This is a genomic window from Pectobacterium peruviense (assembly GCF_003312355.2).
Lineage (GTDB): Bacteria > Pseudomonadota > Gammaproteobacteria > Enterobacterales > Enterobacteriaceae > Pectobacterium > Pectobacterium peruviense.
Window position 1 is genome coordinate 3,424,084 of sequence record NZ_CP161826.1, and the last position, 17,826, is coordinate 3,441,909.

The window sequence follows — 17,826 nt, forward strand, 5'->3', positions numbered from 1 at the left end:
ACCCCAGTCACTTACTTGTGTAAGCTCCTGGGGATTCGCGCGGTTGCCGCCTTCATGCAACTCGAATTATTTAGGGTATATACGGGGAGCCAGACTCCCCGCCGTCTTTGCTGCGGCCTGGCAACTGTTCAGGCCGCTCCAATAAGGGATAGACCATGATTGACGGTGAAGATCGCCGCCCAGATCCCGATAGCCTGCTCGCACAGGTGGGTGCGCCACCGCGTGGGAAGCTGAAAATCTTCTTTGGCGCCTGCGCGGGCGTAGGGAAAACCTATGCCATGTTGCAGGAAGCGCAACGGCTACGGGCGCAGGGATTGGATATTCTTGTTGGCGTGGTCGAAACCCACGGACGTAGCGAAACCGCCGCGCTGCTGGATAAGTTGCCGCAACTGCCGCTCAAACATCTTCGTCATCACGGTCGCCATACTGTCGAATTCGATCTGGATGCCGCGCTGGCACGCTGTCCGGCACTGATTCTGATCGACGAATTGGCGCACAGCAACGTCAACGGTTCGCGCCACCCCAAGCGCTGGCAGGATGTGCAGGAACTGCTCGATGCCGGTATCGACGTCTTTACTACGGTGAACGTTCAGCATCTGGAAAGCCTGAATGACGTGGTCGGCGGCGTCACCGGGATCAGGGTGCGAGAAACGGTGCCAGATCCGATCTTCGATCAGGCTAGCGAAGTCATTTTAGTAGATCTGCCGCCAGACGACCTGCGGCAGCGTTTGAATGAAGGCAAAGTGTATTTGCCACTACAGGCCGAACGTGCCGTCGAGAATTTTTTCCGTAAAGGCAATTTGATCGCCCTGCGCGAGCTGGCACTACGGCGCATGGCCGATCGGGTTGACGATCAAATGCGCGCTATGCGTGCCGGACAAGGTCGCGAGCAGGTCTGGCATACCCGCGACGCTATTCTGTTATGCATCGGCCACGGCACGGGCAATGAAAAACTGGTGCGTACAGCAGCACGGTTAGCGGCGCGCCTAGGCAGTGCCTGGCACGCCGTTTATGTCGAAACGCCGCGCCTGCATCGCTTACCCGAACCGCAGCGACGTGCCATTTTACGTGCATTAAAACTGGCGCAGGATCTCGGAGCCGAAACCGTTACGCTGTCCGAACCCGATGAAGAGCTTGCCGTCCTGCGCTACGCGCGTGAACATAACCTCGGAAAAATCGTCATTGGTCGTCATGTGGAGCAGCGTTTCGGCTGGTGGTGGCGCACGCGTTTTGCCGAACGACTCGGCAGACTGGGGCCCGATCTCGATCTGGTTGTGGTCGCCGTGCAGGACGACGTGTCTGCCGCACCGATTAAAACGCCCGATGCGCGCGGGCTGGTAGAAAAATGGCGCATGCAGTTATTCGGCTGCGGGTTGGCAACGCTACTGTGTGCCTTTATCACTCTGCTCGCGTCGTGGTCGCCGTTTGCCATGCTGGAGCCGGTCAATCTGGTGATGATCTATCTGTTGGCCGTCGTGGTTGTCGCGCTTTTCTTTGGCCGCTGGCCGTCGGTATTCGCTGCTGTCATCAACGTCGCCAGTTTCGATCTCTTCTTTATTCTGCCACGCGGCACATTTGCCGTATCCGATGCCCAATATCTGGTGACCTTTGCCGTGATGCTCGGCGTCGGCCTGCTGGTCGGTAACCTGACGGCAGGCGTGCGCTATCAGGCCAGAGTCGCCCGTTATCGCGAGCAGCGCGTCCGTCATCTGTATGAGATGTCCAAAGCGCTGAACCGCAGCCTGTCCAGCGCCGATATCGTCGAAGCCAGCCAGCATTTTCTTAGCACCACGTTTCAGGCAAAGATCGCAGTTCTGCTGACCGATAGCCTGCATCACACCTCGCCCGACTTGCCGCAACCTGCGCGGGATAATCACCAACTGATTGTCGATAACGCTATCGCTCGTTGGAGCTTCGATCATCGTGCGCCTGCCGGAGCGGGAACATCCACCCTGCCCGGCGTGTCGTATCAGATTCTGCCGCTCGCCACCACGCAGCAAATCTTCGGTGTGCTGGCGATAGAACCCAATAACGCGCGGCAGTTGATGATTCCCGAGCAGCAGCGCCTGCTGGAAACTTTTACCGTGCTGATCGCCAATGCGCTGGAACGTCTGCATCTGATGCAGAGTACGGAAAATGCCCGACTGGATGCCGAGCGTGAGCAATTGCGTAACTCGCTGCTTGCTGCACTTTCGCACGATTTACGCACTCCACTGACGGTGCTTTTTGGTCAGGCTGAAATTCTGACGCTGAATTTGGCAAGCGAAGGTTCGCCTTATGCCCAGCAGGCTAACCAGATCCGCCAGCACATTTTGAACACCACGCGGCTGGTAAATAACCTGCTCGATATGGCGCGCATTCAGTCGGATGGTTTTAACCTGCGCAAAGAGTGGCAAACGCCGGAGGAGTTAATCGGTAGTGCCCTGCAACAGCTGGAAACCGCACTGGCGAAAAACACCATTCAGGTTAATCTACCTGATGAGATGGTTCTGGTTTATTGTGATGCCAGCTTAGTGGAACGCGTGTTCATTAACCTGTTGGAGAATGCGCTGAAGTACGCCGGAGAGCAGGCCACGATCGCTATTTCAGCAAGCGTTATTTCAATAAATACCATCACGCAAACCGATACGCAGGAAAACGAACTGGAAATCATCGTGCAGGACAATGGCCCAGGGATTGAGCACGGACAGGAAAGCATGATTTTTGATAAATTCTCCCGCGGCCACAAAGAGTCATCGATTCCCGGTGTCGGACTGGGGCTAGCCATCTGCCGGGCAATTGTGGAAATTCACGGCGGCCGTATCTGGGCAACGAATGCGGAAAGTGGCGGTGCAGCCTTCCATTTCACCCTACCCTTGTCGGCACCACCGGATCTCGAACCGGAAGATATTGAGGAGCACTGAATCCATTGCAGGCCACTATTCTGATCGTTGAAGATGAAAAAGAGATCCGTCGTTTTGTACGTCAGGCGCTGGAAGGCGAAGGCTGCCGCGTGTTTGACGCAGAAACGATGCAGCGCGGCCTGTTAGAAGCGGCCACCCGTAAACCCGATCTGATTATTCTCGATTTAGGCCTGCCGGACGGCAACGGTATCGACTACATCCGTGATTTACGCCAGTGGAGCAGCCTGCCTGTCATTGTGCTGTCTGCCCGTACTGACGAGCAGGATAAAATAGACGCACTGGACGCAGGTGCCGATGATTACCTAACCAAACCGTTTGGCATCGGCGAATTGCTGGCTCGACTGCGCGTCGCGCTGCGTCGCCACAGCCATACCCAGCAGGAAACACCGCTGGTGAGTTTCGGTACGATCACCGTCGATTTACTTAACCGACAGGTAAATCGCGATGGTCAGGAGTTGCACCTGACGCCCATCGAATTTCGTCTGCTAGCAACCTTACTCGCTAGCCCAGGTAAAGTACTGACGCAGCGCCAACTCCTGACGCAGGTCTGGGGGCCAAACGCCGTCGAGCACAGCCACTATCTGCGTATTTATATGGGGCATCTGCGCCAGAAGCTGGAAAGCGACCCCGCCAGACCGCGCCATCTATTGACTGAAACCGCTATCGGTTATCGATTTATGCCGTAAAATCATCTTTCTGTATCAGGCGACGTCCATGGAGAATCTCTCCCGCGGTACGTGCCCGTCATTTCTTCAGGAATACATCGTCATGAGTAGTTGGTTGATTTACGCCTTGCTGTCTGCGGTATGCGCCGCGATGGTCGCGATATTTGGCAAGATCGGTTTGCAAAATTTGGACGCTAATACGGCGACCGCAATTCGTGCCGTCATCATGGCACTTTTTCTGGTGGGAGTGGTGGTCGCACAAGGTAAGCTGGTGCTAGTCGGCGAGATTATTGCCAATAAGAAAGCGCTGTTGTTCATTGTGCTCAGTGGCGTCGCGGGTGCCTTGTCGTGGCTGTTTTACTTTGTCGCGTTGAAGACCGGTAACGTCGCACAGGTCGCGCCAATCGATAAGCTCAGCGTGGTATTTGCCGTCGTGTTGGCAGTCATCCTGCTGGGAGAAAAAATTTCACTGGTGGCGGGAGCCGGCGTTGCACTCATTTCGGTGGGCGCACTACTTGTTGCGTTAGGATAAAGGTGTTCTGCATTTTCTGGTTGTACGAGATTAAAAAAGGCGCTGCAAGCAGCGCCTTTTTCACTTATTTGGCGCTTGCCAGCACCGCACTAACAATCTCTACCGCTTCTTTCTCGATGCGCTCACGGTGTTCGACCCCGAGGAAGCTCTCACAGTAGATCTTGTAGGCTTCTTCCGTACCGGAAGGACGCGCAGCAAACCAGCCGTTCTCCGTCATCACTTTCAGGCCACCAATCGATGCCCCGTTGCCCGGCGCAGCGGTCAGGCGAGCAGTAATCGGATCGCCTGCCAGCGTGCTGGCTGATACCTGCTCAGGCGACAGTTTAGACAGCGCGGCTTTTTGTGCATGCGTTGCAGAAGCCTGAATACGGTTGTAGCTCGGCGCACCAAAGCGTTGTGCCAGCTCATCATAATGGTGCTGCGGGTTTTTACCCGTCACGGCAGTAATTTCTGCTGCCAGCAAACACATGATGATCCCGTCTTTATCCGTCGACCACGGCGTACCGTCAAAGCGCAGGAAAGAAGCTCCCGCGCTTTCTTCACCGCCGAAGCCAAAGCTGCCGTCATACAGACCGTCAACGAACCATTTGAAGCCAACCGGTACTTCCACCAGCTTGCGGCCCAAATCTGCCACCACGCGATCGATCATCGCACTGGATACCAGCGTTTTGCCGACGGCAACAGATTGTCCCCACTGTGGACGATGCTGGAACAGATAGTTGATCGCCACCGCCAGATAATGGTTCGGGTTCATCAGCCCTGCCGGGGTGACAATACCATGACGGTCATAGTCAGGATCGTTGGCAAACGCCAGATCAAATTTATCACGCAGCGCTAGCAGCCCAGCCATAGCGAACTCTGACGAGCAATCCATACGGATCACGCCGTCATGATCCAGCGACATAAAGCGGAATGTCTGATCGACAGCATCGTTAACCAACGTCAGATCCAGCTTGTAATGCTCTGCGATGCGCTGCCAGTAGGCAATACCGGAACCACCCAGCGGGTCGACGCCCAGCTTCAGACCGGCGCGCTGAATCGCCGCCATGTCTACCACGCTAGCCAGACCTTCTACATAGGCCTGAACCAGATCCTGCTCGTGGACATGCCCGCTTTGCAACGCTTGATCCAGCGTAATGCGTTTCACGTCACGCAGTTCATCTGCCAGCAACGCATTCGCCCGCGTCTCAATCACGCTGGTGAGGTTGGTATCCGCAGGGCCGCCGTTCGGTGGATTATATTTAATGCCGCCATCTTCCGGCGGGTTATGGGACGGCGTAATCACAATGCCGTCCGCCAGCGCACCGCCCTGACGATTGTGAACCAGAATCGCGTTAGACACCGCAGGCGTTGGGGTAAAACCATTATCCAACTGAACGATGACGTCCACACCGTTAGCAGCCAACACTTCCAGCACGGAAATAAATGCCGGCTCAGAGAGCGCGTGAGTATCTTTACCTACATAGCAAGGGCCGCTGATGCCCTGCTTTTTGCGCTCTTCAGCAATCGCCTGTGCAATCGCCAAAATGTGCGGTTCATTAAAGCTATGACGCCCCGCGCTACCACGATGGCCCGACGTACCGAATTTCACCGCGTGCGCTGTGTTGCCGACTTCTGGGCGCAGCACATAATATTGTGACGTTAACTGTGCCACATTAATCAAATCGCTCTGCTGGGCAGGCTGTCCGGCCCTTGGGTGATTAGCCATTGGCGCTTCTCCCTAACGCTGTAGTTAGTGTTGTTAGATAAGTGGTTAATGTTATCCCCTTAATCCGTGCGTTGACTTCGCGCAACTCGAATTATTTAGGGCATAAATAGATGATTAGATGGTTCCACACACTTTTTCTGTCAGTTCCGCAGGTAACTGCATCGTCGTCATGATGTGCTCAACCATGCTACGTTTACGGCCAGTATTCGTGTTGGTAATCACCCAGTATGGCGTGCCCGGAATATGTTTAGGCTTTGTGTGTGTGCCATGCTGAAGCAATGTCTGTTGGTCGCCCGCGAAGTAGACTCGGGTGCGGCCATGAAGCGATTCCGTCGCGGCAGCAAATTCCTGTGGCGACAAGGTATACAGTGTGCACAGAACCAGCATAAAGCGATTAATAGCCTTATTCTGTTCAGCGTATTCATCCGACAGCAGCAGCTCACGAAGGGTTCGTACCCGATCGCGCGGACTTGGCGCAGCGGCAGGCTGAGATATCACCGTTGCCGTCGCCTCTACTGCTGGCGCTGCGATAGGCTGCCCAGCAGTAAATTTCAGCATGCGCCGTAAAATATCCGATGCGCTCTCACCAATATGCTGTGTGTGGCTGGCAATATAACGATAAAGCTCTTCGTCGACTTCAATAGTTTTCATCTTTATCCAGTGCTGTTTTTACCCATTATCATGCAAATTACAGAGGCGTTTCCCTCCTGCAACCCGACATCGGTGGGTAGATGACTCAAATCAAAAGGATTATACAGGCGTTCAAACATTATCGAACAGCGGCATAATGGGACAATACCAAAAGTCAGACTATGCCCCAATGCCTTTCACATTCCTTCGAGTAGCTATGCTGTTCCTTCAGTGACAACATCGATTCTAAAGTCATGATACCCTAAGCCCATGTCTCTCTGAATGAACTTCACCATGAAATTGAATCATCGCTGGCAAAATGCGCACCAGCCCACAGATAAACTCCCTGTTGTCCTGATTCATGGCCTGTTTGGCACATTAGATAACCTTGGTGTATTGGGTCGAGATTTGCAAAATACGCATGACATTCTGCAAATCGATTTACGCAATCACGGTTTGTCGCCGCGTTCATCGCAGATGAACTACCCCGCAATGGCGCAGGACGTGCTGGCGCTGCTGGACGAGCTGAACATCGAACGCGCTATTGTCATTGGCCATTCGATGGGCGGAAAAGTGGCCATGGCGCTCAGCGCACTGATTCCCGAACGGCTGGACAAGCTAGTCGCGATTGATATCGCACCAGTGGATTATCAGGTACGCCGCCACGACACCATTTTCGCTGCGCTACGCGCCGTAACGGAAGCCGGTCTGACATCACGAACCGAAGCGACAGCACTCATGCGCCAGCATATAAAAGAAGAAGGGGTAATTCAGTTTTTGCTGAAATCTTTCCAGCAGGGAGAGTGGCGTTTTAATGTGCCAGTGTTGTGGGATGAGTACGAAAACATCGTGGGCTGGCAAGAGGTTCCGGCCTGGCAAGGACCAATACTGTTCATTCGTGGCGGTGATTCCCCCTATTTGGACGATCGATACCGTGATTCACTGCTGCGCCAGTTCCCAACCGCGCGTGCACATGTCATCAGCGGCGCTGGCCACTGGGTTCACTCAGAAAAACCTGATGCGGTTTTGCGTGCTATCCACCGTTTTCTGGACGCGAATTAACCAGACGGTACGCACACTGGCGGATTCATAGCGACGACGGCAGTTAACCGTTGTCGCCGCCAGTGTGGCTAGGGTATGATGGCGCTCGCAGTAGAGGGACGGCTGATTCAGCCACAAGCATTGTAACCACTTCATCAAAATGCACGCACCACTTCCCGGCATGTTCCACATATAGGCAAACCGCAACCTGACAATCCTGTTGCAGGATAAGAATAGGCATCGGTTTTATTTGTGAACAAGACAGGCAGCGTGGTGTATTTTGGTCCGAATACCTTGCAGTATCATTACTTATGGCAAAAGAACAAACGGATCGTACCACACTGGATCTGTTCGCAGATGAGCGTCGTCCGGGCCGCCCCAAGACCAACCCGCTCACTCGTGACGAACAACTAAGAATTAACAAGCGTAATCAACTACGTCGCGATAAAGTTCGTGGCTTGCGCCGTGTTGAATTAAAAATTAACAGCGATGCTGTCGATATCCTGAACAGCCTTGCTGAAGAGCGGAACATTAGCCGCAGTGAATTGATTGAAGAGATGCTGTTGGCACAATTGGCCGAACAGCATTCCTGATTGACGTAACACGCGATTCACATAATGCAGTATTCACATCTTGTGCGGCGCCATTTCTGACGCCGCCTGAACGTTAACCCAAGACTAAAAATACCATCCTGGATTAAAGCGACAGCTAGAATTTTTCCCAGTTGTCGCTACTGGCCGGTAGCGCTTTGCTTGCACGCGGCGCAATCGCCTGCGCTTTCTGCACCGGTTTTGCAGCCACTTGCAGCGCTGACTGCGAATCGGACAGTTGGAACAGCGACACAGTCTGGTTCAACAACGCCGCCTGTTCTTCCAGCGACAAGGCTGCCGACGATGCCTGTTCAACCAACGCGGCGTTTTGCTGCGTTACGCTGTCCATTTCCGCCACAGCCTGACCAACCTGCGCTATACCTTTGCTCTGCTCTTCCGAGGCAGAGGCGATTTCACCCATGATATCCGTCACATTGGTAACCGCACGGACGATATCCTGCATGGTGTCACCGGCGTCGCTAACCAGATTGGAGCCGGTATCCACACAGCGAACCGATTCAGAAATCAGCCCTTCAATCTCTTTCGCTGCCTGCGCACTGCGCTGCGCCAGACTACGAACTTCTCCTGCTACCACGGCAAACCCACGTCCCTGTTCACCCGCACGCGCCGCTTCTACCGCTGCGTTCAGTGCCAAAATGTTGGTCTGGAAAGCAATACCGTTAATCACGGTGGTGATTTCTGCGATTTTTCTTGAGCTACCGGATATTTCCGCCATGGTTTTCACCACGTTCTCAACAATCTCACCGCCCTTCTTCGCCGTTGTCGAGGCTTGTAATGCCAGTTGGCTGGCGTGGTTGGCGTTTTCGGCGTTCTGTTTCACCGTTGCCGTCAGTTGCTCCATGCTGGCTGCGGTTTCTTCCAATGCGGAAGCCTGCTCTTCGGTACGTGAAGACAGATCGTTATTACCCGCAGCAATCTCAGAAGCGCCCTGATAGATAGAGTCCGTGCTGTTTCTGATGGTGCTAACCGTACTGGCCAAGCTTCCCTGCATTTCACGCAGCAATGGGAAGAGGCGACCAACACAGTTATTACCAAAGTCCAGAATTGGCTTACCCAGATGACCAGAAGCAATCACGCTAAAGTGATAACGCAGGTCATTTAACGGACGAACCAGACACACCACCAGATAACGGTCGGTCAGGAACAGCATGATAAGGCCGATAAACAACCCGCTCAGCAAAATGTTCTGCCCAATCGTGGTGATTTGTTCAAAACGCACACCCGCCGCATCGAATTTCTCTGCGCTGGCGTTACTGAACGCGGATAGAGATGCGCCAAACTGGCGACTCAATGGCGGCACAACGTTCTTGGCCTGATTTTGGTAGTCATCCAGCGCGTTGGCTGCGGCCTTTTGGTAAAGTGGCTCAACGCCTTGAACAACCAGATTATTCCAGTCACGGCTGACAGCCTGTACCAGCGCATCGTCCAGACTCGCATGATCGATAGCATTAAACGCCACCAGATCAGACTTCAGTTTATCCAGTGCAACTAACGCCGATGCCTGCTCTTTATCTGCGGTTGCGTTATCGCCACTACGACGAGCGTCAACAGCGCGCGCCAGACGGGTTACCATACGGAAGTATTGATCGTTGCCCTGGTTGATAAAATTCATGTTCTGAACCAGCAAGGTGCTGGTCTTCGAGGTCGCCGTCATCTCTTTAAAAGAGAACATGGTATATATCGATACGCCGCCCCAAAGAACGCAAAAAGTGCCCAGCACCCATAGCATAGCGGTTCTGATGGCAATATTTTTTATAAGTCTCATAGCTCACTCCAAATCAGGAAAATGGTTAAAAAGATTTTTATCGCTAATCAACCGATATGAATCAGAAAATTCACACCATGAAACAGGTCACTTCTCCCTAGCGTTCAAATTTCACCGAGTTGAAAACTCAAAAACCACGCTAACTCATCGGCTAAATACAGAGAATATTTAGCGTTCTCGCTATATTTATTAATATAATTTTTCACATTGAGAATAAACCCACCTATTTTATAGATATAAGGATTTTAATCAGAGGGTTGCAAGTAAGAGCATTATCCATACTCGCCACATCTCTGATAGCAGGGATATGCCATTTCGCAGCAAAGCAATTAGAGGTGATTTTTCATTTTATTCTTTAACATCAAAAGAATAAAATCATCATCACGGCATTGCATCGTTTCAGCTGCAAATGGTTATAATTCTTATTTCCTTTCATTAGGAATATTCCCGCAAAATGTTACAGGTTTTCAATTCGCTAAAAAACATTATCCTTTGTATGTATTTTAATTCTCCTGAATAGTAACGTTCCGTTCCGTGACTTTTATTTTTCACAAAAAGAAGCCTGCTTTTAATTACAACCGGTACAAGTTGTAAAAATAAAAAGCACATTCATAAAAAATGAAACATTGTTATGAATAAATAACCGCGACGATATTAAGGAAATGTGCGTTTACTCTCAGACGATAACATAAACCTTATTAACCATGTGGAATTTAACATTAACAGTGATGTTTTTCATTTCCCTTCCTTGCCTCCGCCTGTCACCCGCTCTTGATTTACGCCTCCTTACCGATACGAGTTTCTCCAGATGTGAGTGTCTGTTATTATTAACGGATAAGTGGGTGAAATATTACACCATACCATTAGGAATCAAGAGGTTATTCAATTCATGGCACTCATCGGAATATTCTTTGGCAGCGATACGGGCAACACTGAAAACATTGCCAAAACGATCCAACAGCAGTTAGGCAGCGGCGTTGCGGATGTTCATGACATCGCCAAAAGCAGCAAAGAAGACCTCGAAGGTTTCGATATTCTGCTATTGGGTATTCCAACCTGGTATTACGGTGAAGCTCAATGTGATTGGGATGACTTTTTCCCGTCACTGGAAGAAGTTGATTTCACAGGAAAATTGGTTGCTCTGTTTGGTTGCGGCGATCAGGAAGACTACGCGGAATACTTCTGTGATGCTATGGGCACCATTCGTGACATCATTGAACCTCGCGGCGCGACGATTGTCGGCCACTGGCCAACAGAAGGTTATTATTTTGAAGCATCTAAAGGGCTTGCCGACGACAATCACTTCATTGGTTTAGCTATCGATGAAGACCGTCAGCCTGAACTCACCAACGAACGCGTGACGACGTGGGTGAAGCAGATCAGTGATGAACTGAATCTGAAAGAGCTAGTTGGCTAAGCCATTTTGGCTCTGATATCCCCTATCAGAGCCAAAACAGCATTGATAGGTAAAACCTTTCATAATAATTGATACATTTTTTTAACTTCTATCAGTAAACCTGTACAATAATCCCATCGGTTTTATACGTGCATAACCATTTCCTCATTCATCAACAACGGATTGCGTTGTATATCAGTAGTGTGAATGGGGACAATATTGTTAACATTCCCTTGTTTTCATTTTGTATGCGCGGTTCTATAATTGAGACGTGATTACATTTTTTAAGCCGACCGATGTCATAGGCTAGGCAGCCTCCATTGATAAGTAAGCAACAGGACTAAACCCGCATGACTGACAACAATACCGCATTAAAGAAGGCCGGCCTGAAAGTCACTCTTCCAAGACTGAAAATACTGGAAGTGTTACAGGATCCTGTCTGCCATCACGTCAGTGCGGAAGATTTATATAAGAGACTGATTGATATGGGCGAAGAGATCGGTCTTGCTACCGTCTATCGCGTACTTAACCAGTTTGATGATGCGGGCATCGTAACCCGTCATAACTTCGAAGGCGGCAAATCCGTCTTTGAATTGACGCAGCAGCATCATCACGATCACTTAATTTGCCTCGACTGCGGCAAAGTCATTGAATTCCGCGATGAATCTATCGAAGCACGTCAACGCGAGATCGCAGAAAGACATGGCATTAAACTGTCCAACCACAGTTTGTATCTCTATGGGCATTGCAGTGAAGGGGATTGCCGCGAGGATGAAACCCTGCACGACGCCACACGATAAATCGACCGCATAAAAGAATAAAACCGCCGAGGCGGTTTTATTCTTGTCTTCTTATCGGTGGCCTTAGCCTACCCAAGTATCACGTAGTCCAACCGTACGGTTAAACACTAGGTGTTCTGCACTGGAGTAAACGCGATCGGCACAGAAGTAACCTTCACGCTCAAACTGATACGCTTTCTCTACTTCGGCCTGTGCCAAACTCGCTTCTACAAAACCTTGCGTAATTTTCAGTGAGTCTGGGTTAATCGTTGACAGGAAGTCATCCGCCGCCGCAGGGTTTGCCACACTGAACAGACGATCGTACAAACGGAATTCCGCTGGCACCGCATGCGCCGCAGAAACCCAGTGGATGACGCCCTTCACTTTACGACCATCTGCCGGATCTTTGCTCAGCGTTTCCGCATCATAGCTACAGTAAATGGTGGTGATAGTGCCCTGCTCGTCTTTTTCAATGCGATCGGCTTTGATCACATAGGCATTACGCAAGCGAACTTCTTTACCCAAGACCAGACGCTTGTACTGTTTGTTAGCTTCTTCACGGAAGTCAGCACGATCGATATAAACTTCACGGCTGAATGCTACCTGACGTGAGCCCATTTCTGGCTTATTCGGATGGTTAGGCATCGCAACAAACTCTTCGTGCTCGGCTGGCAGATTCTCGATAACCACTTTGACCGGATCCAGCACTGCCATCGCACGCGGGGCATTTTCATTCAGATCATCACGGATACAGGATTCAAGCGCGGCCATTTCCACGTTGTTATCCTGCTTCGTTACACCGATGCGCACACAGAATTCACGGATAGAAGACGCACTATAGCCACGACGACGCAGACCCGAAATGGTCGGCATACGCGGATCGTCCCATCCTTCAACGACATTTTCCACAACCAGCTGATTCAGCTTACGCTTAGACATAATCGCGTATTCAAGGTTAAGGCGGGAAAACTCGTACTGACGCGGATGACAAGGAATGGTGATGTTATCCAGCACCCAGTCGTACAGACGGCGGTTATCCTGGAATTCCAGCGTACACAGTGAATGCGTGATCCCTTCCAGCGCATCGGAAATGCAGTGGGTGAAATCATACATCGGGTAGATGCACCACTTATTGCCCGTCTGGTGGTGATCGGCAAATTTAATGCGATATAACACCGGATCGCGCATCACGATAAAGGACGAGGCCATATCGATTTTTGCACGCAGACAAGCTGTACCTTCAGCAAACCCACCGTTGCGCATCTTTTCAAACAGTGCCAGGTTTTCCTGCACGGTACGATCGCGGTAAGGGCTATTTTTACCCGGCGCCGTTAGCGTGCCGCGGTATTCACGAATCTGTTCGGGCGTCAATTCATCAACGTAAGCCAGCCCTTTACCGATCAGCTCAACCGCATAAGCGTGCAATTGATCGAAATAATCAGAAGAATAACGAACGTTGCCGCTCCATGAAAAACCCAACCACTCGACGTCACGTTTGATCGACTCAACGTATTCGATATCTTCTTTCACCGGATTGGTGTCATCAAAACGCAGATTGCACTGCCCCTGATAGTCACGTGCGATACCAAAATTCAGGCAAATAGACTTCGCATGCCCAATATGCAGATAGCCGTTCGGCTCTGGCGGGAAACGCGTCTGAATATGGTCATGCTTACCGGACGCCAGATCTTCATCAATAATCTGACGGATAAAGTTAGTCGGGCGGGCTTCAGCCTCACTCATTCTTCATTCCTCAATGCTAAAACGACGTATAACCGACAATGATCCAACAAGCTACGCTGGGAAACAACCGTTAATTATTCATAACGAAAAAAAGGGCGAGATTGCTATCTCGCCCATCACTTTCATCGACATAACACCGCGTTAAACAAGTAACGATGTCATATTACGCTTTATCATGTTCCGCTTTCAGCGCGGTTGCGATTGATTCAGCCTGTGTGCCCACAACAATCTGCACACTCTGCTTATTCAGACGAATAACACCTGCCGCACCAAGACGTTTCGCCTGCGCCTCATCAACCAGAGAAGAGTCAGCCACATTCAAACGCAAACGCGTGATACAGGCATCAATACCTATCAGATTGGCTTTGCCGCCCAGCGCCTGCAAATAACCACGCGCCAACGTCGCCGTATCGCTTGATTTCTCACCCGCAGATGCAGTACTCACGTCATATCCATCGGCTTCGCTACCGCTCACGGCAAGTTCACGTCCCGGTGTTAACAGATTGAAGCGAGTAATCGTGAAGCGGAACACCACATAATAAATGACGAAGAATACCAGCCCTTGTGCAATCAGCATGTACCACTGGGTGGCTAGCGGGTTACGCGAGGACAGCACCATATCCACCAGACCAGCACTGAAGCCAAACCCGGCAATCCAATGCATACTGGCAGCGATAAAGACGGAAAAACCCGTCAGTAGCGCATGAAGGAAGTACAGCACTGGTGCCACGAACATGAATGAGAATTCCAGCGGCTCGGTGATCCCAGTGAAGAATGAAGCAAACGCCGCCGCCAGCATAATCCCGGCAACTTTACTTTTGTTCTCAGGACGCGCGCAGTGGTAGATCGCTAACGCGGCTCCCGGTAGGCCGAACATCATAATCGGGAAGAAGCCCGCCTGATAACGCCCTGTGATCCCCACCACGGCTTTGCCTGAATCGATAGACTGCTGACCAGCCAGGAAGTTAGGGATATCGTTGATACCCGCAACGTCAAACCAGAACACGGAATTCAGCGCGTGGTGTAACCCAACAGGAATCAGTAAGCGGTTAAAGAAGGCATAAACCCCAGCACCAGCCGACCCCAACTGTTGAATGTGTTCACCAAACGATACCAGCGCATTGTAAATCACCGGCCAGACGTACATTAAAATGAACGCCACCAGAATCATCAGGAAAGAAACCAGAATCGGCACCAGACGCCGCCCACTGAAGAACGACAGCGCTTTAGGCAATTCCACCTGGCTGAAGCGGTTATACAGTTCAGCGGACATCACACCAACAAGAATCCCGATAAATTGGTTTTCAATCTTGCCAAACGCAGCGGGCACCTGTTCAACAGGGATCCGCTGAATCATGGCGACAACGGCCGGTGAACACAGCGTGGTCAGCACCAGATAACCAACAAAGCCGGTCAATGCTGCCGCGCCATCCTTATCTTTCGACATACCATAAGCGACACCGACCGCAAACAGTACCGCCATATGCCCGATAATCGCCTCACCCGATTTAATGAGAAGTGCCGCCAACGCGTTCTCGCTTCCCCAACCAACCGGATCGATCCAGTAACCTATACCCATCAGGATAGCGGCAGCAGGCAGTGTCGCAACAGGCACCATCAATGCCCGACCGACTTTTTGTAAATAGCTCAGAGTACTCACTTTTCCCTCTCTTACCTTTGTGAGGTAAATGAAATGTTGTGGGGCAAACAAACCTGCCGAAAAACTTCACTGTCAAAAAGCGTCATTGTCGAAAAAACAGACCCAGCGAGGGTTCTTAGGGGGAGTGTAAGAAAAATAATTCGCTACACAAATTAAACCCCGTAATTATGTGATAAAAATCACCAAAAAACTGCATACAAAAAGTTTATACCTGAATAAAACCCCAACTTATTTCAAGATTAAAAAAAACGGAGTAGACTAATTTTAATGCATAGACAAAACGCGCAACCGGCGCGATTTACGCAATAACATATTTAATTCCACTAAAAAATCAGGAGAGCGCTGATGAGACTCATTCCCTTAACTACCGCCGCCGACGTCGGAAAATGGGCCGCCCGCCACATCGTTGAGAAAATTAACGCTTTCAAGCCCAGCGCTGAGCGCCCTTTCATTCTTGGGCTACCGACGGGCAGTTCACCACTGGAAGCCTATAAATCGCTGGTTGCCATGCACAAAGCGGGTCTGGTGAGCTTTAAACACGTTGTGACCTTCAATATGGATGAATATGTCGGCCTGCCAACCGATCATCCGGAAAGCTATCATACCTTCATGCATCAGAATTTTTTCAATCACGTTGATATTCAGCGTGAAAACATTAACCTGTTGAACGGCAACGCAGAAGACATCACAGCAGAATGTCGCCGTTATGAAGAGAAAATAAAGTCCTACGGGAAAATTCATCTTTTCATGGGCGGCGTGGGCAATGACGGACATATCGCCTTCAATGAGCCCGCCTCCTCTTTGGCTTCCCGGACCCGCATCAAAACGTTGACGGAAGAAACCCGTATCGCAAACTCCCGTTTCTTCGGCGGGGACGTCAGTCTGGTGCCTAAATTTGCCCTGACCGTAGGTGTCGGTACGCTGCTGGATGCTGAAGAAGTGATGATTTTGGTGACCGGTCGTAACAAGGCCCAGGCGCTACAGGCTGCGGTAGAAGGCAACGTCAACCACATGTGGACCATCAGTTGTCTGCAACTTCATGCCAAAGCCATCATGGTCTGCGACGAACCTTCAACGATGGAGCTGAAGGTAAAAACCGTTAAATACTTCCGTGAGTTAGAAACGGAAAGTATGAAGAACCTCTAACCGATCGCGGGAGTCGATGATGTACGCGTTAACCCATAGCCGGATTTTTACCGGCCATCAGATTCTGGATAATCACGCTGTCGTGATTGCCAATGGGCTGATCGAGCGAGTCTGCCCAGTTGCTGAGCTCCCAGCCGGCATTGAACAACACGATCTGGCCGGTGCGTTTCTCGCTCCGGGATTTATCGACCTCCAACTGAACGGCTGCGGCGGAGTGCAATTTAACGACTCGCTGGACACGATCTCCGTCAAAACGCTGGAGATCATGCAGCAGGCGAACCAGCGTTCGGGCTGTACCAGTTTTTTACCCACGCTGATTACCTCCAGCGATGCGTTCATGGAACACAGCGTCAACGTGATGAGAGACTGGCTGGCGCAGAATAAGCATCAAGCGCTTGGATTGCACCTCGAAGGCCCGTGGCTGAACGTGATAAAAAAAGGCACACATGACCCTGCCTTTATCCGCAAACCGACACAAGCGCTCGTCGATTTTCTGTGTGCCAACGCAGAAGCGATTACGAAAATCACGCTGGCACCGGAAGAAGTCGAACCAGCAGTCATCCGCCAGTTAACTGCGGCAGGCATTATCGTCTCCGCCGGACACTCTAACGCGACCTGGGAACAGGCTAAGCAGGGTTTTGCCGCTGGCATCCGCTTCGCCACTCACCTGTTCAACGCCATGCCTTATCTGACTGGCCGTGAACCTGGGCTCGTCGGCGCGATTTACGATGCTCCGGAAGTTTATTGCGGCATTATCGCGGATGGACGTCACGTAGACTGGGCCAATATTCGCAACAGTAAGCGTATCAAGGGCGATAAGCTGGTGCTGGTGACCGATGCCACAGCACCGGCGGGCGCAGATATTGACCAGTTCATTTTTGCTGGTAAAACCATATACTACCGTGATGGTCTCTGCGTCGATGAACACGGCACCCTGAGCGGTTCGGCCCTGACGATGATCGAAGCCGTACGTAACAGCGTCGAACACGCAGGTATTGCTCTGGATGAAGCCATTCGGATGGCAACGCTCTATCCAGCTCGCGCCATCGGCGTCGATCAACATTTAGGCAGTATTGAAAGCGGTAAAGTGGCCAATCTAACCGCATTTGACCGTGATTATCACATTCTCAAGACGTTTGTTAACGGCAATCCTGTTTGGGGATAAAGCGAAAAGCGTCTTGAGGTAAAGCGGAAATACGTGGGGGAAACCAAGATAAGGTTTACCCCATGTTGACGAAACAACGCGT

At 51.1% G+C, this 17,826-nt stretch carries 14 protein-coding genes; 9 read left to right on the forward strand and 5 right to left on the reverse strand.

The genetic code is table 11. From position 1 onward, the window contains the following. Window positions 1–155: 155 nt before the first annotated feature. From kdpD to DUT67_RS15525, 3 genes are all read left to right on the forward strand, one after another. Window positions 156–2,903, forward strand: a complete 2,748-nt coding sequence (gene kdpD / locus DUT67_RS15515; RefSeq protein ID WP_113627330.1) for a two-component system sensor histidine kinase KdpD — start codon at window positions 156–158, stop codon at window positions 2,901–2,903. Between the two features lie 5 nt (window positions 2,904–2,908). After that, window positions 2,909–3,589 carry a two-component system response regulator KdpE gene (kdpE, locus tag DUT67_RS15520; RefSeq protein ID WP_048259303.1) on the forward strand — a complete coding sequence of 227 codons (681 nt, stop codon included), beginning with the start codon at window positions 2,909–2,911 and terminating at the stop codon, window positions 3,587–3,589. An 82-nt stretch (window positions 3,590–3,671) separates the two neighbouring features. Beyond that, window positions 3,672–4,100, forward strand: a complete 429-nt coding sequence (locus DUT67_RS15525) for an EamA family transporter (RefSeq protein WP_048259302.1) — start codon at window positions 3,672–3,674, stop codon at window positions 4,098–4,100. A 64-nt stretch (window positions 4,101–4,164) separates the two neighbouring features. Here the strand turns inward: DUT67_RS15525 and pgm are convergent, their stop codons facing one another. Then, entirely contained in the window at window positions 4,165–5,808 is a 1,644-nt protein-coding gene (gene pgm, locus DUT67_RS15530) for a phosphoglucomutase (alpha-D-glucose-1,6-bisphosphate-dependent) (protein ID WP_048259301.1), read from the reverse strand. Between the two features lie 114 nt (window positions 5,809–5,922). Further along, on the reverse strand, window positions 5,923–6,459 hold the full coding sequence (gene seqA, locus DUT67_RS15535) for a replication initiation negative regulator SeqA (protein WP_048259300.1): 537 nt from the start codon (window positions 6,457–6,459) through the stop codon (window positions 5,923–5,925). 273 nt (window positions 6,460–6,732) lie between these two features. On the opposite strand from seqA, the gene ybfF reads away from it, so the two are divergent. Together ybfF and ybfE are read left to right on the forward strand one after the other, a co-directional pair. Further along, on the forward strand, window positions 6,733–7,500 hold the full coding sequence (gene ybfF / locus DUT67_RS15540; RefSeq protein ID WP_113632313.1) for an esterase: 768 nt from the start codon (window positions 6,733–6,735) through the stop codon (window positions 7,498–7,500). 290 nt (window positions 7,501–7,790) lie between these two features. Then, window positions 7,791–8,072, forward strand: coding sequence for a LexA regulated protein (ybfE, locus tag DUT67_RS15545; RefSeq protein ID WP_113632312.1), 282 nt, complete (start codon window positions 7,791–7,793; stop codon window positions 8,070–8,072). A gap of 115 nt (window positions 8,073–8,187) precedes the next feature. Here the strand turns inward: ybfE and DUT67_RS15550 are convergent, their stop codons facing one another. After that, window positions 8,188–9,855 (reverse strand): methyl-accepting chemotaxis protein, encoded by a 1,668-nt coding sequence (locus DUT67_RS15550; RefSeq protein ID WP_113632311.1) that lies wholly within the window; start codon window positions 9,853–9,855, stop codon window positions 8,188–8,190. Between the two features lie 889 nt (window positions 9,856–10,744). Between DUT67_RS15550 and fldA the strand changes: the two genes are divergently transcribed. Together fldA and fur are read left to right on the forward strand one after the other, a co-directional pair. Further along, on the forward strand, window positions 10,745–11,272 hold the full coding sequence (gene fldA, locus DUT67_RS15555; protein ID WP_048259297.1) for a flavodoxin FldA: 528 nt from the start codon (window positions 10,745–10,747) through the stop codon (window positions 11,270–11,272). Window positions 11,273–11,601: 329 nt separating this feature from the next. Next, window positions 11,602–12,051 (forward strand): ferric iron uptake transcriptional regulator, encoded by a 450-nt coding sequence (gene fur, locus DUT67_RS15560; RefSeq protein WP_048259296.1) that lies wholly within the window; start codon window positions 11,602–11,604, stop codon window positions 12,049–12,051. A 63-nt stretch (window positions 12,052–12,114) separates the two neighbouring features. On the opposite strand, the gene glnS is transcribed toward fur, so the two are convergent. Both glnS and nagE read right to left on the reverse strand, forming a co-directional pair. Beyond that, window positions 12,115–13,773 carry a glutamine--tRNA ligase gene (glnS, locus tag DUT67_RS15565; protein ID WP_113627325.1) on the reverse strand — a complete coding sequence of 553 codons (1,659 nt, stop codon included), beginning with the start codon at window positions 13,771–13,773 and terminating at the stop codon, window positions 12,115–12,117. 163 nt (window positions 13,774–13,936) lie between these two features. Then, window positions 13,937–15,433: an N-acetylglucosamine-specific PTS transporter subunit IIBC gene (gene nagE / locus DUT67_RS15570; RefSeq protein WP_113632310.1), complete on the reverse strand. Its 1,497-nt coding sequence runs from the start codon at window positions 15,431–15,433 to the stop codon at window positions 13,937–13,939. A 345-nt stretch (window positions 15,434–15,778) separates the two neighbouring features. On the opposite strand from nagE, the gene nagB reads away from it, so the two are divergent. Both nagB and nagA read left to right on the forward strand, forming a co-directional pair. Beyond that, a complete protein-coding gene (gene nagB / locus DUT67_RS15575; protein ID WP_113627323.1) occupies window positions 15,779–16,579 on the forward strand; it encodes a glucosamine-6-phosphate deaminase in 801 nt (266 codons plus the stop codon). A gap of 19 nt (window positions 16,580–16,598) precedes the next feature. After that, window positions 16,599–17,744, forward strand: a complete 1,146-nt coding sequence (gene nagA / locus DUT67_RS15580; protein ID WP_113632309.1) for an N-acetylglucosamine-6-phosphate deacetylase — start codon at window positions 16,599–16,601, stop codon at window positions 17,742–17,744. The last annotated feature ends 82 nt before the right edge of the window (window positions 17,745–17,826 follow it).